This is a genomic window from Paenibacillus antibioticophila, from assembly GCF_000455265.1.
Lineage (GTDB): Bacteria > Bacillota > Bacilli > Paenibacillales > Paenibacillaceae > Fontibacillus > Fontibacillus antibioticophila.
The window spans coordinates 662,929-686,404 of record NZ_HG005140.1 but is presented as its reverse complement, the minus strand read 5'-3'; the positions used below and the strand labels follow the sequence as shown (position 1 = coordinate 686,404).

General features: G+C 52.9%; 23 protein-coding genes and 1 riboswitch. Of the genes, 10 read left to right on the top strand and 13 right to left on the bottom strand.

Annotated features, from left to right (window positions below):
- Positions 1 to 24: 24 nt before the first annotated feature.
- Both TX85_RS16910 and TX85_RS16905 read right to left on the bottom strand, forming a co-directional pair.
- Positions 25 to 1,332: an NtaA/DmoA family FMN-dependent monooxygenase gene (locus TX85_RS16910; protein ID WP_044480712.1), complete on the bottom strand. Its 1,308-nt coding sequence runs from the start codon at positions 1,330 to 1,332 to the stop codon at positions 25 to 27.
- 124 nt (positions 1,333 to 1,456) lie between these two features.
- Complete coding sequence (locus tag TX85_RS16905; protein WP_044480905.1) at positions 1,457 to 2,281, bottom strand: helix-turn-helix transcriptional regulator; 825 nt, start codon at positions 2,279 to 2,281, stop codon at positions 1,457 to 1,459.
- Positions 2,282 to 2,516: 235 nt separating this feature from the next.
- Here TX85_RS16905 and TX85_RS16895 point away from each other — a divergent pair, with 235 nt between their 5' ends.
- From TX85_RS16895 to TX85_RS16875, 5 genes are all read left to right on the top strand, one after another.
- Positions 2,517 to 3,272, top strand: coding sequence for a nucleotide-binding protein (locus TX85_RS16895; protein WP_044480710.1), 756 nt, complete (start codon positions 2,517 to 2,519; stop codon positions 3,270 to 3,272).
- On the top strand, positions 3,269 to 4,564 hold the full coding sequence (locus TX85_RS16890; protein ID WP_044480708.1) for a nitrogenase component 1: 1,296 nt from the start codon (positions 3,269 to 3,271) through the stop codon (positions 4,562 to 4,564). Before TX85_RS16895 ends, TX85_RS16890 begins: the two co-directional genes overlap by 4 nt.
- Positions 4,551 to 5,789 carry a nitrogenase component 1 gene (locus TX85_RS16885; RefSeq protein WP_044480707.1) on the top strand — a complete coding sequence of 413 codons (1,239 nt, stop codon included), beginning with the start codon at positions 4,551 to 4,553 and terminating at the stop codon, positions 5,787 to 5,789. Before TX85_RS16890 ends, TX85_RS16885 begins: the two co-directional genes overlap by 14 nt.
- Before the next feature lie 221 nt (positions 5,790 to 6,010).
- Complete coding sequence (locus tag TX85_RS16880; RefSeq protein ID WP_044480706.1) at positions 6,011 to 6,220, top strand: hypothetical protein; 210 nt, start codon at positions 6,011 to 6,013, stop codon at positions 6,218 to 6,220.
- Complete coding sequence (locus tag TX85_RS16875) at positions 6,186 to 6,578, top strand: DUF488 domain-containing protein (protein ID WP_044480705.1); 393 nt, start codon at positions 6,186 to 6,188, stop codon at positions 6,576 to 6,578. Before TX85_RS16880 ends, TX85_RS16875 begins: the two co-directional genes overlap by 35 nt.
- A gap of 175 nt (positions 6,579 to 6,753) precedes the next feature.
- Here TX85_RS16875 and TX85_RS16870 read toward each other — a convergent pair whose 3' ends face one another.
- From TX85_RS16870 to atzF, 9 genes are all read right to left on the bottom strand, one after another.
- Entirely contained in the window at positions 6,754 to 8,214 is a 1,461-nt protein-coding gene (locus TX85_RS16870) for a M20 family metallopeptidase (RefSeq protein ID WP_081671780.1), read from the bottom strand.
- A 2-nt stretch (positions 8,215 to 8,216) separates the two neighbouring features.
- Positions 8,217 to 8,792 (bottom strand): cysteine hydrolase family protein, encoded by a 576-nt coding sequence (locus TX85_RS16865; protein ID WP_044480704.1) that lies wholly within the window; start codon positions 8,790 to 8,792, stop codon positions 8,217 to 8,219.
- 30 nt (positions 8,793 to 8,822) lie between these two features.
- The gene (locus tag TX85_RS16860; protein ID WP_044480703.1) at positions 8,823 to 9,395 is read right to left on the bottom strand and encodes a cysteine hydrolase family protein; all 573 of its coding nucleotides are present in this window, start codon (positions 9,393 to 9,395) and stop codon (positions 8,823 to 8,825) included.
- A gap of 102 nt (positions 9,396 to 9,497) precedes the next feature.
- Positions 9,498 to 10,577, bottom strand: coding sequence for an ABC transporter substrate-binding protein (locus TX85_RS16855; protein ID WP_044480701.1), 1,080 nt, complete (start codon positions 10,575 to 10,577; stop codon positions 9,498 to 9,500).
- Between the two features lie 52 nt (positions 10,578 to 10,629).
- A complete protein-coding gene (locus tag TX85_RS16850) occupies positions 10,630 to 12,003 on the bottom strand; it encodes an MATE family efflux transporter (RefSeq protein ID WP_044480700.1) in 1,374 nt (457 codons plus the stop codon).
- A complete protein-coding gene (locus TX85_RS16845; protein ID WP_044480699.1) occupies positions 11,990 to 12,793 on the bottom strand; it encodes an ABC transporter ATP-binding protein in 804 nt (267 codons plus the stop codon). The genes TX85_RS16850 and TX85_RS16845 overlap by 14 nt, the downstream gene beginning before the upstream one ends.
- Positions 12,794 to 12,811: 18 nt before the next feature.
- Complete coding sequence (locus TX85_RS16840) at positions 12,812 to 13,615, bottom strand: ABC transporter permease (RefSeq protein WP_044480698.1); 804 nt, start codon at positions 13,613 to 13,615, stop codon at positions 12,812 to 12,814.
- A gap of 37 nt (positions 13,616 to 13,652) precedes the next feature.
- Complete coding sequence (locus TX85_RS16835; RefSeq protein WP_044480696.1) at positions 13,653 to 15,290, bottom strand: PucR family transcriptional regulator; 1,638 nt, start codon at positions 15,288 to 15,290, stop codon at positions 13,653 to 13,655.
- Between the two features lie 41 nt (positions 15,291 to 15,331).
- Positions 15,332 to 17,068, bottom strand: a complete 1,737-nt coding sequence (atzF, locus tag TX85_RS16830; protein ID WP_044480902.1) for an allophanate hydrolase — start codon at positions 17,066 to 17,068, stop codon at positions 15,332 to 15,334.
- 523 nt (positions 17,069 to 17,591) lie between these two features.
- Positions 17,592 to 17,691: riboswitch (guanidine-I (ykkC/yxkD leader) on the top strand.
- Between the two features lie 99 nt (positions 17,692 to 17,790).
- Between atzF and TX85_RS16825 the strand changes: the two genes are divergently transcribed.
- From TX85_RS16825 to TX85_RS16815, 3 genes are read left to right on the top strand one after another with little or no spacing between them, the layout of a single operon-like run.
- Complete coding sequence (locus TX85_RS16825) at positions 17,791 to 18,507, top strand: urea amidolyase associated protein UAAP1 (protein ID WP_044480694.1); 717 nt, start codon at positions 17,791 to 17,793, stop codon at positions 18,505 to 18,507.
- Between the two features lie 30 nt (positions 18,508 to 18,537).
- Positions 18,538 to 19,197 (top strand): urea amidolyase associated protein UAAP2, encoded by a 660-nt coding sequence (locus TX85_RS16820; RefSeq protein ID WP_044480693.1) that lies wholly within the window; start codon positions 18,538 to 18,540, stop codon positions 19,195 to 19,197.
- A gap of 36 nt (positions 19,198 to 19,233) precedes the next feature.
- Positions 19,234 to 19,467 carry a pyridoxamine 5'-phosphate oxidase family protein gene (locus tag TX85_RS16815; RefSeq protein WP_081671778.1) on the top strand — a complete coding sequence of 78 codons (234 nt, stop codon included), beginning with the start codon at positions 19,234 to 19,236 and terminating at the stop codon, positions 19,465 to 19,467.
- Between the two features lie 90 nt (positions 19,468 to 19,557).
- Here TX85_RS16815 and TX85_RS16810 read toward each other — a convergent pair whose 3' ends face one another.
- Together TX85_RS16810 and TX85_RS16805 are read right to left on the bottom strand one after the other, a co-directional pair.
- Entirely contained in the window at positions 19,558 to 20,274 is a 717-nt protein-coding gene (locus TX85_RS16810; protein ID WP_158297350.1) for a DUF4097 family beta strand repeat-containing protein, read from the bottom strand.
- 54 nt (positions 20,275 to 20,328) lie between these two features.
- Positions 20,329 to 20,979: a TetR/AcrR family transcriptional regulator gene (locus TX85_RS16805; protein ID WP_044480691.1), complete on the bottom strand. Its 651-nt coding sequence runs from the start codon at positions 20,977 to 20,979 to the stop codon at positions 20,329 to 20,331.
- 211 nt (positions 20,980 to 21,190) lie between these two features.
- Between TX85_RS16805 and TX85_RS16800 the strand changes: the two genes are divergently transcribed.
- Both TX85_RS16800 and TX85_RS16795 read left to right on the top strand, forming a co-directional pair.
- Entirely contained in the window at positions 21,191 to 22,912 is a 1,722-nt protein-coding gene (locus TX85_RS16800; RefSeq protein ID WP_044480690.1) for a hypothetical protein, read from the top strand.
- Positions 22,913 to 22,983: 71 nt separating this feature from the next.
- Positions 22,984 to 23,316, top strand: coding sequence for a nucleotide pyrophosphohydrolase (locus TX85_RS16795; RefSeq protein WP_044480688.1), 333 nt, complete (start codon positions 22,984 to 22,986; stop codon positions 23,314 to 23,316).
- Positions 23,317 to 23,476: the final 160 nt, after the last annotated feature.

Genomic DNA, 23,476 nt, shown 5'->3' with positions numbered 1-23,476 from the left:
AACCTGAAAGCGTGATGAACAGGTCTAAACGATCCCCAAATGTTCGCGGAGGGTGTTGCCCTTGTACTCGCGTCTGAACAAGCCTCTCTCAGCAAGCCGGGGGATCAGTTCCTCGAAAAATAATTGCAGTGACGTTGAAGAGCCGCCCGGCAGTGCGATGAATCCATCCATGGCCCCGGCTTCATGCCATGCGAGAATTTCTTTCAGAGCATCCTCCACCGTCCCAATGACTACCCAGTGTCCGGAATTGACAACCTCCGGCCTTGCGATCAGTTCCTGAACCGTGGGCTGTTCCCGTTCAATCAGCGTGCGGAGCAGGTCGGTATGGGTTCTGCTCCGCACAGCCACAGGCGGATCGGGAAGCAGGCTCAGGGTTATCGGCTGGTCCGGAGCGAAATGCCGCATATCTATACCTAGCAGGGCTTGAATGGATGCATAACGCTGCTCAACAGATAGATGCGCATGTGTCTCCCGGTGCAGGTCCAATGCCTCATTGCGTGTGTGCGCAAGGAAGAAGTGCATGCCCGGCAGCACACGGATCGCTTCCGGTGACCGTCCTATCTTTCTTGCCCGGCTCTGCAAGCTTTGACGCAATTGGAAGCTTGCGGCCATATCGGGCGCTGCTGCAAATATACCATCCGCTGCTGCGGCGGCGAAGTCCAGTCCTGCGGCTGATGCTCCAGCTTGAATCAAGGGAATTTCACCTGCCGGGTAGGTAGGTAAATTCAGAGGCCCCTGAACACGGAAGAAATTCCCTTGGTGATCAATAGGCAATATTCTGGACGGGTCCGCAAACTGTCCGGCGTTGCGATCAACGATCATTGCTTCACCGGGGAAGCTGTTCCAGAGCTGGCGTACCACCTGTGTGAACTCCGTTGCCTTGGCGTACCTCTCCTCTGATGGAGGCATATCACGAAGCCCGAAGTTGGCGGCGCCATCAATCGCAGTTACTATGTTTAAGCCGGCGCGCCCCTGGCTGATCCAATTCAGGGATTGGGCTTGCCTTGCTGCGAGGTAGGGGGGTGTAAATGTTGAGGACACGGTAGTTACCAGACCGATGTGCCTGGTGGACTGCGCAAGCGCTGCGAGCAGCAAGGATGGATCAAGCCCACCGAAGCCTGGAGAGCGCTCCAGTGTTTCTACAGGAAGAGCCATCACATCCGGCTTAAATACGAAATCCAGCTTGGCCCGCTCTGCTTGTCTTGCCAGATCGGTGTAGAAACTGCTTGAGAAGATTTGTTCCGCACGACTGTCCTCCCTGCGCCAGCCTGCTCCTTTGAGCCAGGTTGGCGATAGAGACAATCCAATGCATAGCTGCTTGTCTACATGCAAAGTCAATCAACCCTTCCCTGTTACTATCATTGATAATCATTCTCAATGATAGTAACAGGGAAAGCTCATATGGGGAATGCACGAATCAGAAATAGGACATGCATAATTCTGAAATAAGAGGGGCTTATGGCTCCAGCTGCCGGATATATTCAGAGGGGGAGACACTGAACTTTTTCTTAAATACCCGGCTAAAATACAGCGGGTTGGCGTATCCGACGCTGGCGGCCACATCGCGGACGAGGAAGGTGCCGTTTTTTAGCAGCTCTTTTGCTCTTTCCATACGGTAATGAATCACATAATCAATCGGCCCCCATCCTGTGTATTTACGGAAGTAGTAGGAAAATCGTTGGGGGGGCATGGCGTAGAGGCTGGCCAGCTCATCCAGTGTTAGTGGATTCATATAATATTCATTAATATAGGCCAGTGCCTGTTCAATGGTCTTTTTGTCGGGGGAGCTCCCGCTTGCCCGATATTGGCAGTTAGCCAGCGTCTGGTGCATCAGGCTTAAGAACAGCTCCTTGGCCCGGAGCTTGGCGATGCTTGTCTCTGACATACGAATATTGCGGTGAAGCATAGTGAGCAGCTCGGGGACGGATGGACTTGGCCCTGGCTCAAGCAGGAAATGCTCGCTGGCTTCACCGATGCTCTTGAGCATCTCCGGATGGTCAAGTGTGTAGAAGAGGGAGAAATACTCAAGCTCGGACTCGCCTAGCAGCTGTGCATTCAGTTCCAGTCCTGGGCTGGCATGCAGCACCGTCCCCGGATGCAGGGCGTAATGGGTGCCATTCACCTTCATTTTGGCCTGGCCTCGTATAACAAACAGAAAGCCGTGGTGGGAGGTTCTCCACTTTCTGAGAACGCTCTTGGGCTGAATGATCAAATGGTATACCCCGTGAAGCTCATAGGATCGTCCGGCAAAAATGTCCGCTAGCTTGTCCACGATGCTCATCATGAAAACCTGCCTTCCCGCACTGATAATTATTATCAATAATAATATATGTGTGTTCTATTTGGTACTCCTGCACTCTCTTCCAGCGCAGAATTTCGAAATCGTTCATATTCGTTTTAGGATCAGTTCATTCCAACTTGAACCGGGGTTTGCTACACTGATTGTTGCACTTAAACAGGTTATGCAGAACGAGATTGTGGCCGTTTGATTACTCACTTTAGGAGGACAAATATAAGTGAAAAAAATTGCAATCTATGGCAAGGGAGGCATTGGCAAGTCTACTACCGTTTCCAACATATCCGCAGCCATGGCTGCTATGGGATTAACGGTGCTGCAAATTGGTTGTGACCCCAAGGCCGACTCCTCCCGTACCTTGACCGGTGGGAACAACATTCCAACCGTGCTGGATGTTTTACGAGAGAATGGGGATGCGGAGCTGGAGGAACTGGTGGTGCAGAGCAGTACGGGAGTGCTGTGTGTGGAGTCCGGCGGCCCGGTGCCTGGAGTCGGGTGCGCGGGGCGGGGGATTATTACTGCCTTCGAAAAGCTGGAGGAGTTGGAGGCTTATGAGATCTACAAGCCGGATGTTGTTCTGTACGACGTATTGGGCGATGTGGTATGCGGCGGATTCGCCATGCCTATCCGGGGCGGATATGCGGACGAGGTGTGTATTGTTACCTCCGGCGAGATGATGGCTTTGTATGCCGCCACCAATATTGCGCATGCGGTCAAAAGCTTCGGGAAGCGCGGGTATGCTTCACTGCGAGGGCTGATCCTGAATGCCAAGAACATTGAGCGAGAGGACGAACTGGTGGATCAGGCGGCAGCGGAGATGGACGCCTCGGTTATTTACAGGCTGCCCCGCCATCCCTTGGTTCAGGAAGCTGAAGCGCAGGGCAAGACGGTGGTGGAGGCCTTCCCGGATTCAGACATGGCGGAGCATTATAAGAGATTGGCCTTGCGCCTGCTGGAGGGAAGGGAAGCGGAATGAGCGAGTTGAAGCATGTAAAACGCTTGTCGTCGGTGAGGTCGAATGCCGGTGTTAAATTTTTGACTCCGGCGGCTTTTCCCGGAAACCATTGCCCGATGCATACAGCGCTGGCGATCAGCTCGAATATCAATGGCATGTCCACGCTTGTGGTAGGTACGGCGGAGTGCGGCATTTACAGCCGGAAGGTAGTAGAGCATGCCAGCGGCAAAGAGGGTGTGTACCACTGGATGTATATTCTGGATGCCCATGAGGTGGTGTTTGGCTGCCGCGAAGGGCTTATCGGGGCAATCCGGGAGATGGACCAGACTGGAACCAAGGCCATTATGCTGGTGCTGACCTGTGTGCCGGAGGTGATCGGCGAGGATATCGAAGGGATTGTGCGTGAGATACAGCCGGAGGTCAAGGCGCAGCTGAGCTTTGTTCTGATGGGCCACTTCAAGTGCAACAGTTATCCGTCCGGCTATTGGAAGACCTTGGCTGCCTTTGGCGAACTGGTGGAGCAGGCGGAAACTTGCCCTGATATTGTTAACATTCTGGGGCGCAGTCCAAGGGAGGAGCATGTCCCTGAACCGGAATTGCTTCAAGCGCTCAAGGAGAGAGGCTTCCGGCTGCGTATGCTTGCCCCCAAATCGGACATTGCCGATTTTATTGATGCTGGAGATGCACGGCTGAACCTGGTGCTCTCTCCATATATGAATCCGTTGGCGGAGCTTATGAAAAGGCGCTGCGGAGTGCCTTACATCAGCCTTCACGAAACGTATGATGTACCCGGAATTGATCGTCTCTATGCGGATGTAGCGGAAGCGCTGGATATTCAGTGGAATGACGAGTTTGAAGCAGCGAGGAAGGAGGCTGCCTCATTGCATGAGCGAGCACGCCAGGTATTTCAGGGGATAAGCTATATCGCTACGCATCAAAATGCGCTGACGCCTCTGCCGCTTGCCCTGTATCTGGCCGAGCTTCATATGAAACCGCTTCTTTTGCATGTTGAGGAATTCTATCCGGATGATCGAAAGTGGGCCAAGGCATTGAAGGGTGTCGGCGAAGACCCGTTGATATGCCACATGGTAAATGAGGAAGCGGATGCTAAGGTGCTGGAACGAATGAACCCCGCTCTATCCTTTGGGGAGATTCCGGGCGGAACAGGAGCAATTCCTTGTATATCGCATTTATATGAGCTGTACGGACGAATCGGCTATGAGCGAACCTGTCTGCTAATCAACCGCATGCTGGAGACTTGGCAACAGGCACAGAGGATGCGAATCGGGAGGAATATATATGGGACTGTATAAGCTGAGGCCGCCTATGTCCGGTAGAATGGGAACGCTGCGGACGCTGGCATCTATTCGCGGTGCGGCGCTGGTTGAATACGGATGCATGGGTCATATGCTGTATGGACGGGTATTTCTGGAGCAGGTTGGGGTCGTGGATGCCTGCCGGTTGTATTCCACTCATATCGATGAAACGGATATTTCACTGGGGGATACGGGTCGACTTCACCGCACAATCGCTGAGATTATAGAGCGCGATCATCCCGAGATCGTATTCCTGCTGCCCTCTTCGGTGCCAACGGTAATCGGTACGGATTTGCCTGCAATATGCCGGGAACTGCAATTGGATTTCCCCGAGGTGCCATTGCTGCCATTTGGTGCAGGGGGCTTCGATGTATTCGGATATCAGGGGGTGCGGGAGGCACTTCTATTGCTGGTTCGGACGCTGCCACGACAGGCGGAGAAAACGGTGCAGCCCACCTATAATATTATAGGCTCTTGCGCGGACCTGTTTCGCTTTCAGGCGGATGCGGAGGAGCTTGTGCGTATTATGGAGGGAGCCTTTGGCATGAGACCGCTTTGTATACTTACCTCGGATACCCATGTGCATGATATCGAGCAGATGGGTGGTGCTCATATTAATCTGGTAATCCGCCGCGAGGGGGAGGCGGCAGCACAGCATTTGCGCGAGCAGTTCGGAACCCCCTATTTACCGGCAAGACCTTATGGCATCAAGGGAACGCTTCGTTGGATTGAGCAGATTGCGGAGCTTTGCGGTCGGCAGCCCAATCGGGAATTTGTGCAGGCGGAGACCGAGCGGGCGCAGGGCCTGCTGATCCCGTCCCGCCGCGTCTTTCAACATATCGTTCGTTCTCATCCTGAGGAAGCAACGGTTTCCCTGGGGGGACATGCGGATGTGGTGGAAGGAATATTGGCTTATGCCCGCGAGGAGTTTTCGCTAAGCCCGGGTGTTTGCTGGTGTGATTCTCCTGACATGGCTAGTACAGATATTCCCTATTACACGGAGGATGAGTGGACGCGTGTGGTCGTCGCACATAAGCAGGGGGTGCTAATGGCCTCGGGGGAGGCACTGAAATGGTCGGGGCGCAGTCTTGAGCTTCAAATCGGCACCCCTGACGTAAGATGGCGCTTAAGCCCATATGACCCGCCCTTTGTGGGCTTCCGAGGGGCGAATCATTTAGCGGGACTATGGCTCAATACTCTACTGGAGCAGGATGAGGACTAGACGAGGGCACAGCCTCGGTCTGACGACAGAAATCACATAGAAGGCATGATGAGAATATGAAGATCGAAGATCCATTCAGCGAGAAAAGGAACAAAAAGAGGTGACAGTCAAGATTCTCGATCACACGGCAGGATGGGGTTTCTGTAGTAGGATAGATTATAAGCTATAGATTAAGACATTGAAATTGCCATCAACATCTATACAACAGGGAGGCCGAGGCGATGAAGATTGAAGCTGATTCCGCATACCCTTCCTTCAAAGTCACCGGAGATAGCGGGCTGTTTAGCTCGAATGTGCGCGTCCAGGATGAGGCGGCGGTGAGACGGCGCCCCAAGGAGCGGCACGATGCGAAATACAGAACGGGACTCCGTGAGCAAGGGGGCGTGGGCAGTGAATATGCTACGAGTGAAGCGTGTCTATACTCCGCCTGAGGATACTGATGGGATCAGGGTTCTGGTCGACCGTCTCTGGCCGCGGGGCTTGAGCAAGGAAGCAGCCCGGCTGGATGCCTGGCTGCGCGAGGTGGCCCCATCTCCAGAATTGCGCAAATGGTTTAACCATGAGCCGGACAAATTTGCGGCATTTGCCGAACGCTATGAAGCGGAGCTGGCCAGGGAGCCAGCCGCGGGCGAAATGGCCCGGATCTGGCAGTGGGCGGAATCTGGCCGCCCTGTCACGCTGCTGTATGCAGCGAAGGATGAGCAGCATAACCATGCTGTGGTGTTGCAGGGAGCCCTGATGCGGTGGCGGACGGGCTCTGGCTCAGATGGAAGGGACTCTTCAAGGTAGGCCCTTTCATCTGAGCTTTCTCTTACGGGCAGGCTTGTAAATATGCATGCCCGTGAGAAGTAGCAAAAAACAGCAAGTGCCGGGGAGTTACTCGTGGCACTTGCTGTTTTTGTTGTTGTTGGTGTCTGTGCTGGACCCGGAGGCCAGCCAGACAACGATATTGCATTCGCGGCGGTCAGGCGCGCAATGAGGGATGTACCGGGGGAAGCACATCCCCCGGGATCGGGCAGGCATAGCCTTCGATGCCGCCCCGGCGGCGCAGCTCCTGCGTCGCCTCCAGCACGGCCGAGGGCTCTGCCATCAGGGCTGCTGCGGTGGCCGCCATAACCTTGGCGGCGTGCAGCATGCCCTTATGGGCGGCGCTTGACCGCCCCTGGGCCACCATCTGCCACGAGTGGAACGGCGTGTCACGAGCGAAGCACACGGTCTCGAGCTGGGCTGTGGGAATGATCCAGCTCACGTCGGCCACATCGGTGGAGCCTAGCATGCTGCCTGCCTCCGGCTCGTAGGCATCCAGCGTCTCCGGCAAGGGTAGAGGGGAGGGGGTGTTGACATTCCCCCCTTCCGACTGTTCCACCAGCGTGGCGGAGATAGCCGCGGCGTAACGTTGTTCTCTCTCTGTAAACGTGGGTACGCCAAGCTGCTCGAAGCAGTGCTGCATGATCTGTTCCAGCGTGATGTTCGGAATGAGATTGGAACAGGCCTTCTCAAACCGAATCTGTACCTGTGTTCCGGTCATTAAGGCTGCCCCTTGGGCGATGTCGTTGATCCGGGCATAGACGGCTTCAACATCGCGAACTTCGGGAGCGCGAATGAGGTACACGACCTCCGCCGTGGCTTGGACGACATTGGGGGAGAAGCCGCCGGTGTTGGTCACGGCGTAATGGAAGCGGACGCTGGGCGGGACGTGCTCTCGCAGGTAGTTGGCGCCCACGTTCATAAGCTCCACCGCGTCCAGCGCGCTGCGTCCCGTGTGCGGACTGGCGGCAGCGTGGGAGCTGCGCCCCTCAAAGCGGTAGCGCACCTGGTAGTTCGCCGCCGACGTCATGGACACGACGGCATTGCCGTAGCCCGGGTGCCAGGTCAAGGCGGCATCCACGCCGTCGAAGGCCCCTTCCCGCACGAGGAAGGTTTTGCCGGAGCCGCCTTCCTCGGCGGGACAACCGTAGTACCTGATGGTACCTGGAAGCCCGGTCTCGGCCAGGTACTCCTTCAAGGCGATGGCGGCGGCAAGCGAGCCTGTCCCCAGCAGATGGTGGCCGCAGCCGTGGCCATTCCCATTATCATTGCCGCTGTCGTCTTGCAGCGGCTCCCGCTGAACCACTCCATCTCTCTGGCTCAGCCCAGGCAAGGCATCATATTCCCCTAGCAGGGCGATGACCGGACCATCGCCCTGCCCAAATGAAGCCATAAAAGCGGTCGGCAGCCCGCCGATCCCGTGGCTGACATCAAAGCCCGCTTCCTCCAGCATGCCGGCCAGGAGCCGGGCGGAGCCAAATTCCTCGAATTTGGTCTCTGCCAGCTCCCAGATATGGTCGCTTAGAGCGGTTAGCTGAGGGCTTAGCCGATCAATACTGGCAGCTATTTGCTGTACGCGAGAGTTCTCCTCCTGGGAGGGATGAGCGTTCGCCATCATTGTTAGCGCGTCAGCGCCAGCACTTCTTCGGTCGTCATATTTGCCCCGGTTTGCAGATACTCCATGTTCAGCAGCGCCATATTGTGAGCCTGCCGGCTAGTGCCGATCACCGCATCGGATACGACATGGAAGTGATAATCATGCTGATGAGCGTCTACGGCCGTGAAGCGTACGCAGATATCGGTCATGCCGCCGATCAGGTACAGACGCTTGACGCCCAGGCACCGCAGGAGCAGATCCAAGTCCGTAGCGAAGAACGCGCTATACCGGCGTTTTGTGATAATGTATTCGCCCTCGATTGGAGCAGTCAGCGGATGGAATTCCTCGGCAGGCGTTCCTTCCAGACAGTGGACCTTCTCCACGCCATCGAGCTCGCGGCCGAAGTCGCTATGATCGGCACGGTGCAGCTCGCGAATTTGAATCACGGGCAGTCCCAGCTTGCGAAAATGACCGATGACCTTCGGCGAGTTGAGCATACACGTACCGCCTTCCATGATCGGGATAGCGTCGCTTACCGTTACAAAGTCATTCTGAATATCGATAACTAGCAACGCACTGTGTTCGGGAATTTGGGTCATGGGGAATCTCCTCCTTTTTTATACAAGCTCTTACTGGAACAAATCTTCGACAGAAATGATGGAGCCAGCCTGATGATACTCGATATTGTCCAGTGCTGCCTGGGCCACCTCATCACTGCTTGGCGTGCCGCAGGCTTCCTTGAACACATGAACATGATAGTTGTATTGGTGCGCATCTATAGCGGTGTAATGCACGCAAATATCGGTCATGCCGCCAACCAGGAACAGATGCTCAGCCTTCAGGCCGCGGAGCAGAATCTCCAGATCTGTCCCGAAAAAGGCGCTATATCGGCGCTTATCCACCGTATATTCCCCTTCAATGGGAGCTGTAGGCTCATAGTAGGTCGCTTCGGGCGTGCCCTCCAGGCAGTGAATGTTCTCTGCGCCTTCCAATTCGCGGCCGTAATCGATCAGGTCCTTGCGGTGAATTTCCCGGATATGGACAATGGGCACGTCCCCGCGTTCACGGAAATATTCCGTCACACGCTCGACGTTCTTCAAGTACCGCTCCCGTTTGTCTGAATTGCCGCGAGGCTCCTTCGCCGGGTCTGAGTTCTGCACATCCACCAGAATGTACACGCTGTTTTCAGGAATCGTAATCATCAAAGCATCGCCTCCGTATTAGAAAATAGTAGAGTGTGCCGGACGGAGAGTCCCCGCCCGGTTCAAGTCTGGATTAAGGCATACAGCGAAGTGGCTATGCTACTACCAGAGAATATCTGCTATTACAAGCTGCTTCACGTCAAAGGGTTCTTCAATAATTCCGATGGAATGATAGAATTCAACTACATCCTCCATTGTTCCGTACAACCAGCCGCCTTCATCCATGCCTTCATGGTTATCGGCCAGGGTATAGAGGTGAACGGTCGGGAACATTTCCTTGATTTCTGCGGCGCTCACTTGCAGATCATCTGCTGTCAATTCTGCGGCAGCGGACAGGTCGCTGTTGACGTATTGGGTCGCGTCTTCCACGGCCTTGAGGGTGTTTTGCAGCCAAGCTGGCTTCTCTTCGGCAGTCTTGGCGGAGACAACGATGACGTCGAGAATGGTGTTCTCCAAATCCGCGGTAGAGATGATGATGTTCCCTTTACGGGAAGTGACGCCTTGCGACAAGTAAGGCTCAAACGTCGTAGCGGCATCGACACTACCGGCAACGAAGGCGGCTCCGCCTTTACCTGGACCCATGTCCACCAGATTGACATCATCGATAGTTAAGCCTACGGTATCCAGCGCCTTTGCCAACATATAGTGAGTCACTTCGCCGTATTGTGCGGATACGGTCTTGCCCTTCAGGTCAGCCACCGTCTGAATGCTGGAGTCCGAGACGATTCCGTCCGCTCCGGTGGAGGAATTATGCAGATACACGATCTTTGGCAAGGTCGCGATGTCCGAGCCTTCTTCCATTAATGCATTAATAGAAACGAGATAGGATTGCAGTGTGGTGAACGCAATGTCTACGTCCCCTGTCATGATGCTCATCAGCGGTGAGGTGGAACCGAAGGCTCCAATCTCTACATCCACTCCGTTCGCAAGATCAAATTCCTTGTCGACAAGCGCGTATACGCCAATGCCTCCGATAAAGGGGGCATACGCCGTTTTGACTGGAACTGGAGCGGTCGAGGCTGTCTCATTTCCCCCGGCTCCTGTCGTGTTATTTCCATTTGCCGAGCCTGCTGGATTGGCTCCGCCGTTATTGCCGCAAGCAGCCAGTACGGATAGCATAGCCATCAATAGCAGTAGTGTGACCCCTAGCTTCATCAACCCGCGTTTCTTTTGTTTCATCATGATTTCCCGCCTCCAATGCATTTTTTTGTATTTGATCAAAACCCGGCTTGGACTAGCTGACCAGGTTGCGAATCCATTTATTGCTCCGGATGCGAAGCCGGACGAGTACGTACTTGCATATGTCATCGATGATGACGAACAGGAAGACGATGCCGATTCCCAGGTCCAGAAAGTACCCCGTGAGGAAGGTTAGTGGCAGCGAAATGCACCACAAGGTGACGTTATCGATGATGAAGCACATCCTGGTGTCTCCCCCGGCCCGAAGCGTGCCCATAATGTGCACGAAGTTCATGCCTTTGATGGGCATAATGATCGCCAGGTAGATCAAGAGCAACGTAACCGTGCTGCGCACTTCCTCGGAGATGCCCTGATACATGCTTAGCAGCAGCGGGGAGCCGGCAATGAGCAGAATTCCGGTAAAAATACCGAATAATGCGGTATAAGCTTCCATGCGTTTCACGAGATAGGGTGCCTTGTCCTGCTTGCCTTCCCCGATGGTCTGCCCCAGGATGATGGCGGAGGCTTGTCCAGTACCGATAAAGAAGGCGATCAGCAGCTGCTCCAGCACCTTGGCAATCCCGACGGCAGCACCGACGGTGTAGCCCATATGGTAGAAGACCACGTTGTACAGGGCATAGCCGATGCTCCACACGGTTTCATTAATGATCACCGGGAAGGAGGTTCTGAAGAAGATAGCCAGAAATTTCTTGCGAGCAGCCAGCAGATGACCCAAGCGGGGAGCGTACTCGCCGAACTTGCCGTACAGCATGGAGGCCATAATGACCATCTCAATCAGGCGTGCCACCACGATGGCGTAGGCGGCCCCTTGTACACCGAACTCAGGGAAACCTAGCTTGCCGAAGATGAATCCGTAGCTAAGGATGACATCTACCAGAATGGTCAATACCGTAACCCGCAGCGGGAAGCCGGGCCGGCCGATATTGCGGAACACCATCGTACAGGCCAGCGATATCCCGGTAGGCAGATAACTCAGGCATACAATCTGCAAATAGGGGGCAGCCATGGCAATGACTTCACTTTCTCGTGAGAAAATACCCACTACCTGCTGTGGCCAGAGGAGTCCAATCAAGGTGAACAGGAAGCTGACTGCAAGAATCAGCGCGAAGGCCAGTGCGGAGGCTACATTCAGATGCTGGCGGTCCCCTTTACCGTAGAATTGAGAGACAAAAATAGTTGCCCCGCTGACAATCCCGACGATTATCAGATTAAGGATGAAGAAGACTTGTCCTGCCAGGCTGGTGGCCGATACCGGAAGATCCCCAAGCTGCCCGACCATCAGCGAACTGAAGGTGTTCGTGATGCTGGTAATCATGCTCTGCAAGCCGATCGGCAGCGACAGCAGGAGGAAGCTCTTCAGGAAGGGGGCATCCTGGCGAAAGGTAGAGATCAGACTAGTTGGCTGCATGGAGTTCCATTCCGAAATCTCCGGAGTGCAGAAGTCCGTGAATCTTTTTGCGAATTTGAATGAATTCCGGGGTATCCTTCAGCTCCAAATCGCGCTTGGCGGGTAGGTCGATGGGAATATCGGCGATGATCCGGCCCGGGCGTGCGCTCATGACATACACCCGCTGGGACAGGAATACGGCTTCCTCAATATCGTGGGTGATGAAGATAACGGTGTGCTTCTCCTTCTCCCACAGCTCCCGGAGTTGAAGCTGCATATTGCCCTTGGTGTCGGGGTCCAGAGCGCCGAAGGGTTCGTCCATTAACAGAACCTCCGGGTTGTTGGCCAGCGCCCGGGCGATGGCTACGCGCTGTTTCATCCCCCCGGACAGCTCCTTGGGCAAGCGGTCGCGAAAATCGCTCAGGCCCACAAGGCCCAGGTATTTCTCTACGATCTGGTCGGCTTCGGTCTTGGGCAGGTTCTTGAGCTTGAGCCCGAAACGGATATTGTTCTCCACTGAAAGCCAGGGGAACAGGGTATATGCCTGAAAGACCATGCCGCGGTCGGCTCCCGGCCCGGTCATAATGCGGTCATCCAGCAGAATGTCTCCGGAGGTTGCCTCATCCAGTCCGGCAAAGATGCGCAGGAGCGTGGACTTGCCGCAACCGGAGGGACCTACCACGCAAATGAATTCATTGTCGGCAATGTCCATGTTGATGTCTTGGAGCGCGAACGTTTCCGAACGCTTGGAGCGGTAAATTTTGTTCAGTTGCTTACAGGAAATTTTCGGACCCATCGTGGCTTGCTGCATGGCTAAACCCCTCCTTATTTAAATATCCTCGGCCCAGTGGAACAGGCGCTTATTAATGATGGCGAAGATTCGGTCGAACAACAGCCCGAGCAGACCGATGACGAAGATGCCGCCAAAGATGATATACGTCTTCATGAATCGCTCGGCAATCATGATGCTGTAGCCCAGCCCCGAACTGGAAGCAAGCATCTCCGCCATAATCAGGTAGGTCCAGGCCCAGCCCATGACCATTCGCATGGTATCCATGACGCTGGGCATCATGGCCGGGATGATGACATTCTTGATGACTTGCCCCTGGGAAGCGCCCAGTGTGTAGGCGGTGTTGATCAGGTCAATCTGAATGCCCTTGACGATATCGGCAATCATGGCGGTCATGGAGAACACGGCGCCTACAACGATGATCGTGATTTTGGCGGTTTCACCGACCCCGGTCCATACCATAATCAGTGGAATCAAGGCGGATACCGGCAGGTAACGGAAGAACTCGATCAGCGGCTTCATAATGGCCCCTATGATCTTATAAGCTCCCGAGAGCAGCCCTAGGGGAACGCCGATGACTACGGCAATCAGGAAGCCCATGAGCACGCGGTAGCAACTGATGGCGATGTCTTCCCACAGGCTGCCATTGCTGAGCGCTTGCCCCAAATAGGAGAAGGTCGCCTGAGGCGTTGGCAGAAAGATGGGGTTAATGCCGGAGAAGTTGCTGCCCACGTACCAGAACGCGATGAGCAGCATAAAGGTGACGATCATAATGGTGTTGAACAGCCGCGGATGAATATCCCGCCGGATGCGGAACAGGCTGCGCCGAGTTCGTGGCTTCATGTTTTATTCCCCCTTTAGAATGGTCTTGCGGTTTGCGTTATTCCCCCATCTCATGAATTTTCATGACGATCTGGAGCGTTAAGCGAGCTTCCGGGTCGTCGAAGGAAATGCCGAGCAGGGATTTAATTTTATCGAGACGATAGACGACGGTGTTGTAATGGGTGTACATGGCCCCGGCTGTAAGCCGGATATTGCAGCCGTATTGGAAGTAGAGCTTCAAGGTCTGAACGAGGCTGGCATGATGTGCTTCATCATATTCCACCATGGGTTTCATATAGCGGTTCAGGAATTTATCGACGTTAGCATGCTTGGGAAGCAAGCTCAAAATGGCATAGATTCCAAGCTGCTCCCAAGTAATCACCCGGGAGTCTGTTCTGCTGACGCAGGAAGCGGTGAACAGGTTCTCGGTGTCAATATAGCCCTGATGCACATCAAGGGCGGAGCTGATCTCGCCAATGCATAGGGAGAAGGCGTCCGTGCCGCAAATTTGGGCCAGTTGCCTGATGAACGGTTCGGCATTTTCCGGAGATAACATGTCTTGATCCCGGTCCTTGGCTTGCGGGAGCAGGGCGACGATCTTGCCGCCAATTCCTGTATACAGCCCGCTGCCCGGGGCCAGACGGTTCAGTTCGGCAATCCAGGCGCTATCCGGAGCCGGCGGCGTATCAGTATGGAATTTAAGGATAGCTATGCGGTAATCGCTCGAAGATAGGGCTTCATAGCCGTATAGTCTGCCTTTGATGTCCAATTCTTCGGGTCCGGGTATGACTCCGGCCAGCCAGTCTTTCAGGAAATCATCGAAGTATTTGGCCTTGACCAGCTTATAGGTGTTCTCGCCGCTGATCCGGATATTCAGTAGCGGCAGGATGCGCGAGACCGTAGACAGCACCAGTCCGTCACAGGGGGCGTAGGCCTCGGCCAACAGCACCAGGATGGGGTCGCGCTCCGTTTCCCACAGGTTGAAGATGTGTAGCTGGATGCCTCCGTCCGGGACACCCTCATCTATGAAGTGAAGCTCGCTATGGCCCGGAGAGGAGCGTAAATCAAAGTTGCGCAGACGCTCCGGAAACGGCCGGAAGTAGGCTTCGTGCCTGGGCGAGGCAATCAATTGCCCGAAGGCGTCGAGAATGGCGAGCGGGTTGCCGACCATGTCCTCAATACGCTCAATAATCTGCGTCATATCGTGGCCATGGAGCATCAGCTCGGAGACTTGCTCAAGCCGATGCTGCAGCAGCATGACGGTTCTTGTCTCCAGCGAAATGACTCTCTCCATGACCTCGCGAACGACGTTGGAGAAGATGGTCGATTCGGGAAGCTCGAATAGCGGCAGTCCGCAGGCCTCGGCGCATTCGATAATCTGCCTGGGGACCTCGGTAATGAAGCGCTTGGGCTTAATGCCCAGCGCAGCTACGCCCCGGTCCACGAGCTTCGGAATAATCTCCAGGAACGCATCCATATTGTGGTGATGCGAGTACCCGGTAGTTAAGAGCAGTTCGCTCTCCTGAGCCCAATTCTCAATATCCGGAACCTCCATAATATTGACGCGGCTAATGGTGTTGTTCAGTCCTCTTTCTCCAGCCAGCATTCTCAAGCCCGGAAGAGAAGTCATTTGGAACAGATCGTTGCAGCGAAAAGAAAGTGCGGCTGATTCCAGGGAATGTTCGGTCTTGTCCATCGCGTTCGCTTCCTTCCTATATAGACTGAGTAAGAGCGTAGTTACCCTTTCACCGGGTTCTTGTCTCGTTCTTTGTGCTGCTCTGCAAGAGCCCAACCTCCGTAACGGGTGATGTCCTCGCTCTCTTGCTGGGCATATGGCTCGCAGATGAAGCCGGTCACTTCCGCGCCGCTCTGAAGCTTCACCTTACCCAGTCCCAGCGGGGCCGGCACTTGGCGCAGCAGATCGCCTAGCCGATGCAGCGGAATGCTCCATATTTCCAGGTCAATTGAGCTTCCCGGCTCGGAGCGGATCAGGCCCGGCTTGGGAGGTAAGGTATTCAGTCGAATTAAGCGATAGCATGGCGCTGTCTGGTCGGTACGAACGAAGGAGGCACCGCAGTCCAGCAACTGCTTCTCTAACGGGAATCCGCGCATATGCAGTCCGCAGACGGCCAGTTCTACCGCCTCGGTGTTAAGGAAGGCGGCAGCGGCTCCTTTCAGGAAGTGATCCTGGCCGCGCAGGGAGAACATGGTGATGCCGAAGGGCAAATTCTCGTCTGCGAAGTCAGAAGGCAAAGCGATGGCACTAAGGTCCAGCAGGTTGCAATGATTGGTATAACGTCCCATATCGCTGTTCGTGGATATTGGTGAGGCAGCAACCTGGGCTCGGGTGTAAGTTCCGCCACAGGTTGGTATCACCAGGATGGCATCCTGCATCAAGGCATCCGTCTGTGCTTTGTAGCCCCGCAACTGGTGTAGTGCGGTGAAGACGGAAGCCGCATCATATCCTCGCTCTTGGGAGGAACGCAAAATTTGCTCCGTGACCGGGAAAACCTGTCCCGGGTGCGTCTCCACAAAGCTGCCCAGATCAGCCCAGCGTTCGGCAATCCAGGGGCCGTCGTACAGAATGCTGGAGACTTGGCCGAAAATGCCGGTATCTACGTATTCAACCGGAATGCCTGATCGTTCCAGCCGTTGGACCGCGTGTTCCCATGCCTTACGGTAGGCCTCCCGGTAATCTCCGTAGAAGACTGGCGGCTCCTTCGGCAGCAGCAGCTTTCTCGGGGAATTGGCCGGGATAGTCAACGGAGGAGGCGGGCTCTGGCTTTGAGAGGAATCCCCCTGCTTACCACGAATGACGGAGTCGATCAGGTAAACGTCGTCCAGCGCCGAAGCGAATACCGTAACACAGTCCAGACTGGCACAAGCGGGAATGACGCCGTCTACGGGCCAATCGCCAATGGAAGCCTTGTAGCCAATCAGATTGTTAAGCGCGGCGGGCACACGGCCCGAGCCTGCGGTGTCGGTGCCCAGGGAGAAGATGGCCTGCCCGCGGGCCACAGCCACCGCCGAGCCACTGCTGGAGCCGCCGCTAATCAGCTCAGGCTTCAGTGAGTTATGCGTTTCGCCGTAGGGGCTCCGCGTGCCCACAAGCCCGGTGGCGAACTGATCCAGGTTCGTCTTGCCTACCGGAATAGCACCGGCTGCAATCAGTCTGGCGACAGCTTCTGCACTTTTCTTCGGCTTGTAGGTATAGGAGGGACAAGCTGCTGTCGTAGGCAGGCCCTCCAGGTCAATGTTGTCTTTGACGGAGAAGGGAATCCCCCATAACGGATATTGCTCCGGGGTCTTCTCTGCCAATCGGTCGAGGTAAGGCTGAATAAAGGAAAGAGAAGGAGGGACAATCCAGATGTTCATGGCTTGGTCACGCTCTGCCCGTTCGATAATGGTATGGATCAGCTTTTGCGGCGTCATGGTTCCGTTCTGGTACATGACCTTTAATGTTGCGATAGTCATTTTCTCCAAGTGGCAACCCCTCTCTGTCAAAACCTATACATGGGTTTCTCAAACTGTAGTAGCATCTCAATAATTTCAAGGAATTAACTAACCTTAAATGTAATGTATATGTTAGTTATTCTAAGATTACATTCCTTTTGTGTCATGTAATATAACATTAAAATTTATGATTCTAATTATCCTTCCGTTTGTCGAAAGCTGTCAAGATGCCGAAGAGGCTTGGATTTATTTTCATGAATGCTCACTAGAATGAGAGGGTATTCCTGTTCTGTTTTTGTGAACTCTTCACAAAATGGAGGGCTGTTTATTGTGGAGATGCTTGATAAATCAAAGGAATTTCTTTTAATCAGGGGCTGTAAACAAATGTTTATCTTCTATATAATAACGCTTTCAAATTATGAAATAGTGTCGTGAAAATAGATAAAATGAAAGAAGAAAAAACTCCTTCTTTATTTTTCTGTTTGACAAGATTAAAAATTTGACGTTATATTATCTAACATAAAAGCTTCGACAACTGAATAACTTTGGAGTTTACTAGGGTTCCGTCTGGCAACAGAGTCTGGTCCGAGAGTAAACGGTCCCGCACGCCGGGGACTACACGGAAGGATAAAAACCTGGGAGATGTCGTAGAGTTGCACCTAATAGGGTGCGCCCTGAGATATCTCCTTCTGTTATATCTTCCTGACAGCAGGCGAATACAAAGGGAACAGGAGTGAACGGCCATGAATATTCTCTGGAGCGAAACGATGCATCCAGGAGGCAAGTGGTCCGGTGTGATTGGTAAGGGAAAGCTGATCCGCCTGACAGCGATGGAAGAAGGGGCTAACGTGACGATGCTGCTATATCACGCCGCAGATTTGACGGAGCGGTACAATATGCCCGATACCTTGAAGGCGCAGCATACCGCTCATTTGACCAAGGGGCATGTGCTGATGAGCGACAATGGCCGGGCACTGGCCAGTATTGTTCAGGATGATCTGGGCTGGCATGACCCGCTGGGCGCTTACACGACACGGGAGTCGACGGATGAGAAGTACGGTGTCAGCCGCTATCAGGAGCAGCGTAATGATTGGCTGCGCAGCGGGCAGGAGAATTTGGCCGTAGAACTGACCCGTTGTGGTCTGGGCAATCGTGATTTGTCTCCCGCCATTAACTGGTTCTCCAAGGTCTACTGTGACGCGGAGGGCAATATGCATTTTGCCGAGGGTCATTGCAAGGCGGGACAAGTAGTTACACTACGTACGGAAATGGATATCTTGCTCGTTCTGTCTAATACACCGCATTTGCTCGATCCACGCAAGAAGTATCCATCGGTACCGGTGAAGCTGGAGGTGCTGCCGGCCTTGCCTGTTGATTCGCAGGATTATTGTGTGAATTACCGTCCCGAGAATCGGCGGGCGTTCAACAATACCTGGAACTATTACGCGCTGCAAAGCTGAAATACACATACTTGAAGGAGGTTGAAGACGATGGTAAAGGCATTTAATCACGTGGAAAGCCCGAGATCTGCCGATACGGCGGTCTATGACCGGGTTGTTCCGGCCGGAGAGGGCTGGATGCATGAGTTGAAGCCGGGACAAGTGCTTCGTATTGTCGATATGGAGGGGAATCAGGCGGCCGATACGCTATTTTATGATGCAGACAACCCGGAGGATCACTATAGTGCCGTACGGACGATTCATGAGCAGAACAACCTGTATTTGACCACGGGCTCCAGGCTGCTGGCGGAATCCGGCAAAGAGCTGGTGAAGATTGTTGCCGACACCTGCGGCCGTCACGATACGGTGGGCGGGTCCTGTTCATCCCAGAGCAACACGGTCCGCTATGCGCATGAGAAGGGGTACATGCACAATTGCCGGGATACCTTCATGCTGGAATTGACCAAGCATCCCGAAGGACATTTGTATAGCAAAAGGGATTTATCGCCCAATATCAATTTCTTCATGAACGTGCCAGTTACTCCGGAGGGGGGCCTAACCTTCGAGGACGGCGTGTCGGCGCCGGAGCGTTATGTCGAGGTTCAGTCCAGCTGCCGGTCGATGGTACTGATCAGCAATTGCCCTCAATTGAACAATCCGTGCAACGCCTATAATCCGACGCCGATTCGTGTTTTGATCTGGAACGAGTAGCGCTGTCCCTTGCCGTCTTGCGGGGGAGGGAACATCATGATGAACAATCAAGAGCATCGCGAGGCCGTGGAAACGGTCAGTCATTTGATTAAAGGGATTGAGATTGCCATGCTGATAACGGTGACGGAAGAGGGGCCTGTGTCGCGTCCCATGGAGATACAAGAGGTTGAATTTGCCGAAAATCCCTTGTTCCCCACCAAGTCGGACACAGATAAGTGTGGTCATTTGCAGCAGCATCCCGAAGTGAAATCTACAGCAGCACGCGATTGAACTTGAAGACTTCCCCCCAGTCGGCGGGCGAATTCGCCGGGACGTTCTGCCAACAAGGACGTAGCGAGCGGGGTGCTTCCTGGTGGGTCTTTATGATTTGCGGAGAGTAAAGCTTCCGCCCCTGACTTCAGCGTGGTAAGTGCGTACACCATTGATATAGGTGCAGGTATCTTCTTTCTGAATGAGGGGGAAGTCACTCTGAAGTCGACCAGAGCGTTTTTTGAATTGTAAAACAAACCCGTCATTCTCCGGCAGGGTTACAGTTACACTTGCACCTGTAGAGATAGAGTTGATCTGAGCGGGAGCTGTGGAAGAAGGGATCGCTACGTTGCTTCCCGTGGCTATTAAGTTTAAGGATGAAAACTGCCCGGCAAGTTTTATCTTGGAGGAGATAGCTCGCAGCTCCAGCTTCCCGATCTCTAATTCATAACCCGTTACATGGCTGCCTGTAGCATGAAGTATGAGCTCTTCCATATAGCCGGAAAGCTTTGCTTGACCGGATGTAGTGCTGCAATGGAGCTTCTTCGTATGCAGTTGTTGGGCCGTTACTTGCCCGCCTACATGACGGATGGATATCGAATGAAATTGCATTTTGGGAAGTTGGATTTTTAAAATCGTTTTGCGCAAGTTGAAGCCAATGTTAACAAATGATTTGCGTCCATCCACAATAGACAGCATCTCTTTCTCCGCTTGCTGAAATTGAAAGAGCTTTTTTTCCGGGAATTTACGATCCGCCAACTGTGTAAGCACGATATGATCGCTATCACTAGGCTCGATATGGATGTCGCCTGTCAGCCAGTCCAGCATGATGTTAGTGGCTGTACAGGGAATAGGTTCCGTTTTTCGCACGATTAGTGACATTTATTGATAGCCCCCTATGATTGAGTGATGCTCTGCCACCTTCTGGAGGAGCTGATCAGTGATAATGTCGGCCCCCAAGCTTCTCATCATTTGCTGTAAAAAAGTTAACCGTGATATCGTTTCAGCGCGATTTCGTCTAAACAGTGTCGGATTGATCCATATATTGATGAGCAGCATAAATACCTCGGCGCACTCATAGGGGAATTCTGTCGTAATCGATCCATCCTCTTGGCCTTGAATCATAATCTGAGCAATGATCGGAGCATCCTTCTCCACCCCGTTCTTCATGCCAGTCAGGACAAACTGTGGATTTTTGATCTGATGACTTAGCACCTTATCCAGGGTATGGGCCTTCGGGTCAGACAATACATTCTCCAGGATCTGAATGAGCTTTAATCTGGCATTGGGTGCTTCTGTGTTTACAATCAGGTGGTTGAGCATTTCGGCTGCATAGCTGAACTGTTGGTCCATCACAGCCTCCAGGATTTCCTCTTTTGACTTGAAGTGATGATAAATTGCCCCCTTGGACATTCCCAAAGCATCGATAATATCCTGTATGCTCGTCTTCTCATAGCTCTTCTCTGTAAATAATTTCGCTGACACAGACAAAATTTGCTCCAGTGTCTGCTCGGGATGTTTGTTTCTGGCCATTATATTGCCCTCCCCTCTTTTAATACCGACCGTTGGTATCTATAGTATTATGCGAGATTTATTTTTGTCAACAATGAAGTCGCAATCTGCTATAAAGCAGATGGGCGATGCTTTTTGTGCGCAAATAGATATTTTTTTGCAGGAGGATATTAACCGATATGGTAAAATAATGATTGCTTACTTGTCTGAATAAATGTTATGGAGGCTCAGTATGAACCAAAATGAAATCTTGAGGCAGCCGGAAACTGAACAGGATAATAGCTGGGGTGCTGTTCAGCAGAATAGGGGGAGAAGAAAAGTCTCATATGGTCTGCATTATACAATCATGATACTAGCTATTCTTCTGATTGTGGTTATTCAGGGAGTGCCGCTCATTCAGGGACTGCTCATGTCATTAAAGGATTTTCATCCCGTTCGCGGGTTATTGAGCAGCCCCTGGGCCGGTCTGCGTAATTATGCTGATTTGTTTACCAATCACGAATTTCTCAAGGCGATGGGATTAACGTTGGGAATGAATGTGGAATATTTACTGCTCTCGAGTGTAATAGTCTTTGGAGCAGCACTTGCCATCAGTGGCATTTCATCGGCTCGTGTGAAGGAATGGATTGTCTCCCTGTTGGTGCTGCCGTTCTTTATTCCGACTGCGGTGCTTGCGATACTGGCTCTGAATGTATGGGACTCGGCTTCACATTCAAGTGTTTTAGATGCCTTAGCTAATCCGGGGTCCTTCACCTTGACAGTTCTGCTGCTGAGGCTTATTCAGTATGGAGGAATTCCGCTGCTGGTCGCTTTAATCGCCATATCAGCCAGACAATCAGCCATCCGGCAGGACATGCCTCATGGTTCTGTCAGCTATTGGACCTCCACGGTGGCTCCGGCAGCGAGGGCTGTTGCGGCTACTACTGTGCTGCAGCTTGCCTATCTCTTGTCTAGTAATCCGGAGCTAATATTCGTTCTTGCTAGTCCATTAATGGAACGAGCGCATGGGGGAATTGATTTCTTTATCATTATTGAAGGGGTAGTTGGAGTGGATTTCAGCCTGTCTTCAGCCGCTTGGATCATTCGGTTCATTTTACAACTGCTATTGATGGTTGCTGTCTATTTTCTAATCCGTGGCTTGCTTGTGAAGGATCTGTTCCCCCAACAGGAAGACGGTGTAGGGAGAACCTTTGGCGGTTCTCGCCTGGCGGGAGTAATCGTTGCTTCTACTGGTGTGGCTAGTGTACTGGCAATCCTCTATCTAATGTACCTTCGACCTCATTTGTCCGCGCTTCCGGGAGAGATGACCGTTGGGAATGCTTTACCCTTACCTTCCTTTGCCACTTATCTGTTCGGAGCCATGCTGCTTAGCGTGATTACTGCCATGATTGCAGCTGTGCTTGCTTATCCGCTGACGGTCAAGCGCCTACATGGAGGGATGCTTTACAGATTGGCGCTCATCTTTGCCTTGTGTGCATCGGGCGGGATCAGCATTCATCAATATTATGCGTTCCAACAGCTGGGGCTCATTAATACGATGATTCCGATCCTGATTACCGGGCTGAATCCAGTTGCTGCTGCTTTTGTATTGAAAAGTCTCTTTAATAGCCGATATGCGCCTTTGAAGAAGCAGGCGGAGCTAGAGGGAAGGGGAGAGCTTGAGACATTCTTCACCTTGTTTATCCCCAAAACCTGGAAATCAATCATTGCATTGAGTGTATTGCAGTTTGTCAGTGTATGGAATACAGTTCTCCCCTCGTGGCTGTATTCATCTAGGCCTATATATTGGAGTCCCGTGGGAAATATGCTTATGTTCCAGCAAGCCTGGACGGGAGGCTCACCCTTTATCTACCTGCTGAGCGGAATTGTTGCGCTACCACCGCTCATTTTATTTTTCATCTTCCGCAAGTGGCTCGTCCGTAGTGTATTATCGAAGGGACTGGTGAAGAGCTAAAAAGAGCGGATATTCATACGTTTTATCTTGGCACATATTAAATGGTATATAAAAGTAGGAGGAAGTCGATTGTGAACGAAGAGCTGCGAGAGCAATTATTGGCCTTCCGGGAGGAACGTAATTGGGGGCAGTTTCATAATCCAAAGGACTTGGCGATTTCGCTAAGTCTGGAGGCTTCAGAACTGCTGGAAAATTTTCAATGGAAGTCTTCGGAAGAGACGGTGGCTGCGAAAGGACAAGAGTTGGCGGATGAACTGGCCGATGTGCTGATTTATGCCTTTTTTCTGGCCGAAGCCTTGGATCTGAACATGGAAGAGATCATTCGGAACAAGATGAAGAAGAACGCTGCCAAATATCCGGTGGACAAGTCCTTCGGGACAATGACTAAGTATACGGAGTTGTAGGGAATGATCGTTTGGTAGTGCAACTCCTATTCGCAGGCTGTAGTGAAGAAAATTACTCTACATTTAGGGGAATTGGTGGAAATGCGGATATAGTGAAATTTTTTCGCTTAAAGTTGGCTAAAGCATGGATTTGGCTAGTTTTTGGAGATTTAAGGTGTTT

Excerpts from the sequence above, each read along its gene's own strand:
- TX85_RS16845 (WP_044480699.1), bottom strand. The coding sequence starts at position 12,793 with ATGCAGCAAGCCACGATGGGTCCGAAAATTTCCTGTAAGCAACTGAAC.
- TX85_RS16885 (WP_044480707.1), top strand. The coding sequence starts at position 4,551 with ATGGGACTGTATAAGCTGAGGCCGCCTATGTCCGGTAGAATGGGAACG.
- TX85_RS16870 (WP_081671780.1), bottom strand. The coding sequence starts at position 8,214 with ATGATGGCGAACGCTCATCCCTCCCAGGAGGAGAACTCTCGCGTACAG.
- TX85_RS16880 (WP_044480706.1), top strand. The coding sequence starts at position 6,011 with ATGAAGATTGAAGCTGATTCCGCATACCCTTCCTTCAAAGTCACCGGA.
- TX85_RS16875 (WP_044480705.1), top strand. The coding sequence starts at position 6,186 with ATGCTACGAGTGAAGCGTGTCTATACTCCGCCTGAGGATACTGATGGG.
- TX85_RS16815 (WP_081671778.1), top strand. The coding sequence starts at position 19,234 with ATGATGAACAATCAAGAGCATCGCGAGGCCGTGGAAACGGTCAGTCAT.
- atzF (WP_044480902.1), bottom strand. The coding sequence starts at position 17,068 with ATGACTATCGCAACATTAAAGGTCATGTACCAGAACGGAACCATGACG.
- TX85_RS16905 (WP_044480905.1), bottom strand. The coding sequence starts at position 2,281 with ATGAGCATCGTGGACAAGCTAGCGGACATTTTTGCCGGACGATCCTAT.
- TX85_RS16805 (WP_044480691.1), bottom strand. The coding sequence starts at position 20,979 with ATGGCCAGAAACAAACATCCCGAGCAGACACTGGAGCAAATTTTGTCT.
- TX85_RS16855 (WP_044480701.1), bottom strand. The coding sequence starts at position 10,577 with ATGATGAAACAAAAGAAACGCGGGTTGATGAAGCTAGGGGTCACACTA.
- TX85_RS16825 (WP_044480694.1), top strand. The coding sequence starts at position 17,791 with ATGAATATTCTCTGGAGCGAAACGATGCATCCAGGAGGCAAGTGGTCC.
- TX85_RS16800 (WP_044480690.1), top strand. The coding sequence starts at position 21,191 with ATGAACCAAAATGAAATCTTGAGGCAGCCGGAAACTGAACAGGATAAT.
- TX85_RS16850 (WP_044480700.1), bottom strand. The coding sequence starts at position 12,003 with ATGCAGCCAACTAGTCTGATCTCTACCTTTCGCCAGGATGCCCCCTTC.
- TX85_RS16860 (WP_044480703.1), bottom strand. The coding sequence starts at position 9,395 with ATGATTACGATTCCTGAAAACAGCGTGTACATTCTGGTGGATGTGCAG.
- TX85_RS16835 (WP_044480696.1), bottom strand. The coding sequence starts at position 15,290 with ATGGACAAGACCGAACATTCCCTGGAATCAGCCGCACTTTCTTTTCGC.
- TX85_RS16865 (WP_044480704.1), bottom strand. The coding sequence starts at position 8,792 with ATGACCCAAATTCCCGAACACAGTGCGTTGCTAGTTATCGATATTCAG.
- TX85_RS16840 (WP_044480698.1), bottom strand. The coding sequence starts at position 13,615 with ATGAAGCCACGAACTCGGCGCAGCCTGTTCCGCATCCGGCGGGATATT.
- TX85_RS16810 (WP_158297350.1), bottom strand. The coding sequence starts at position 20,274 with ATGCTGGACTGGCTGACAGGCGACATCCATATCGAGCCTAGTGATAGC.
- TX85_RS16890 (WP_044480708.1), top strand. The coding sequence starts at position 3,269 with ATGAGCGAGTTGAAGCATGTAAAACGCTTGTCGTCGGTGAGGTCGAAT.
- TX85_RS16820 (WP_044480693.1), top strand. The coding sequence starts at position 18,538 with ATGGTAAAGGCATTTAATCACGTGGAAAGCCCGAGATCTGCCGATACG.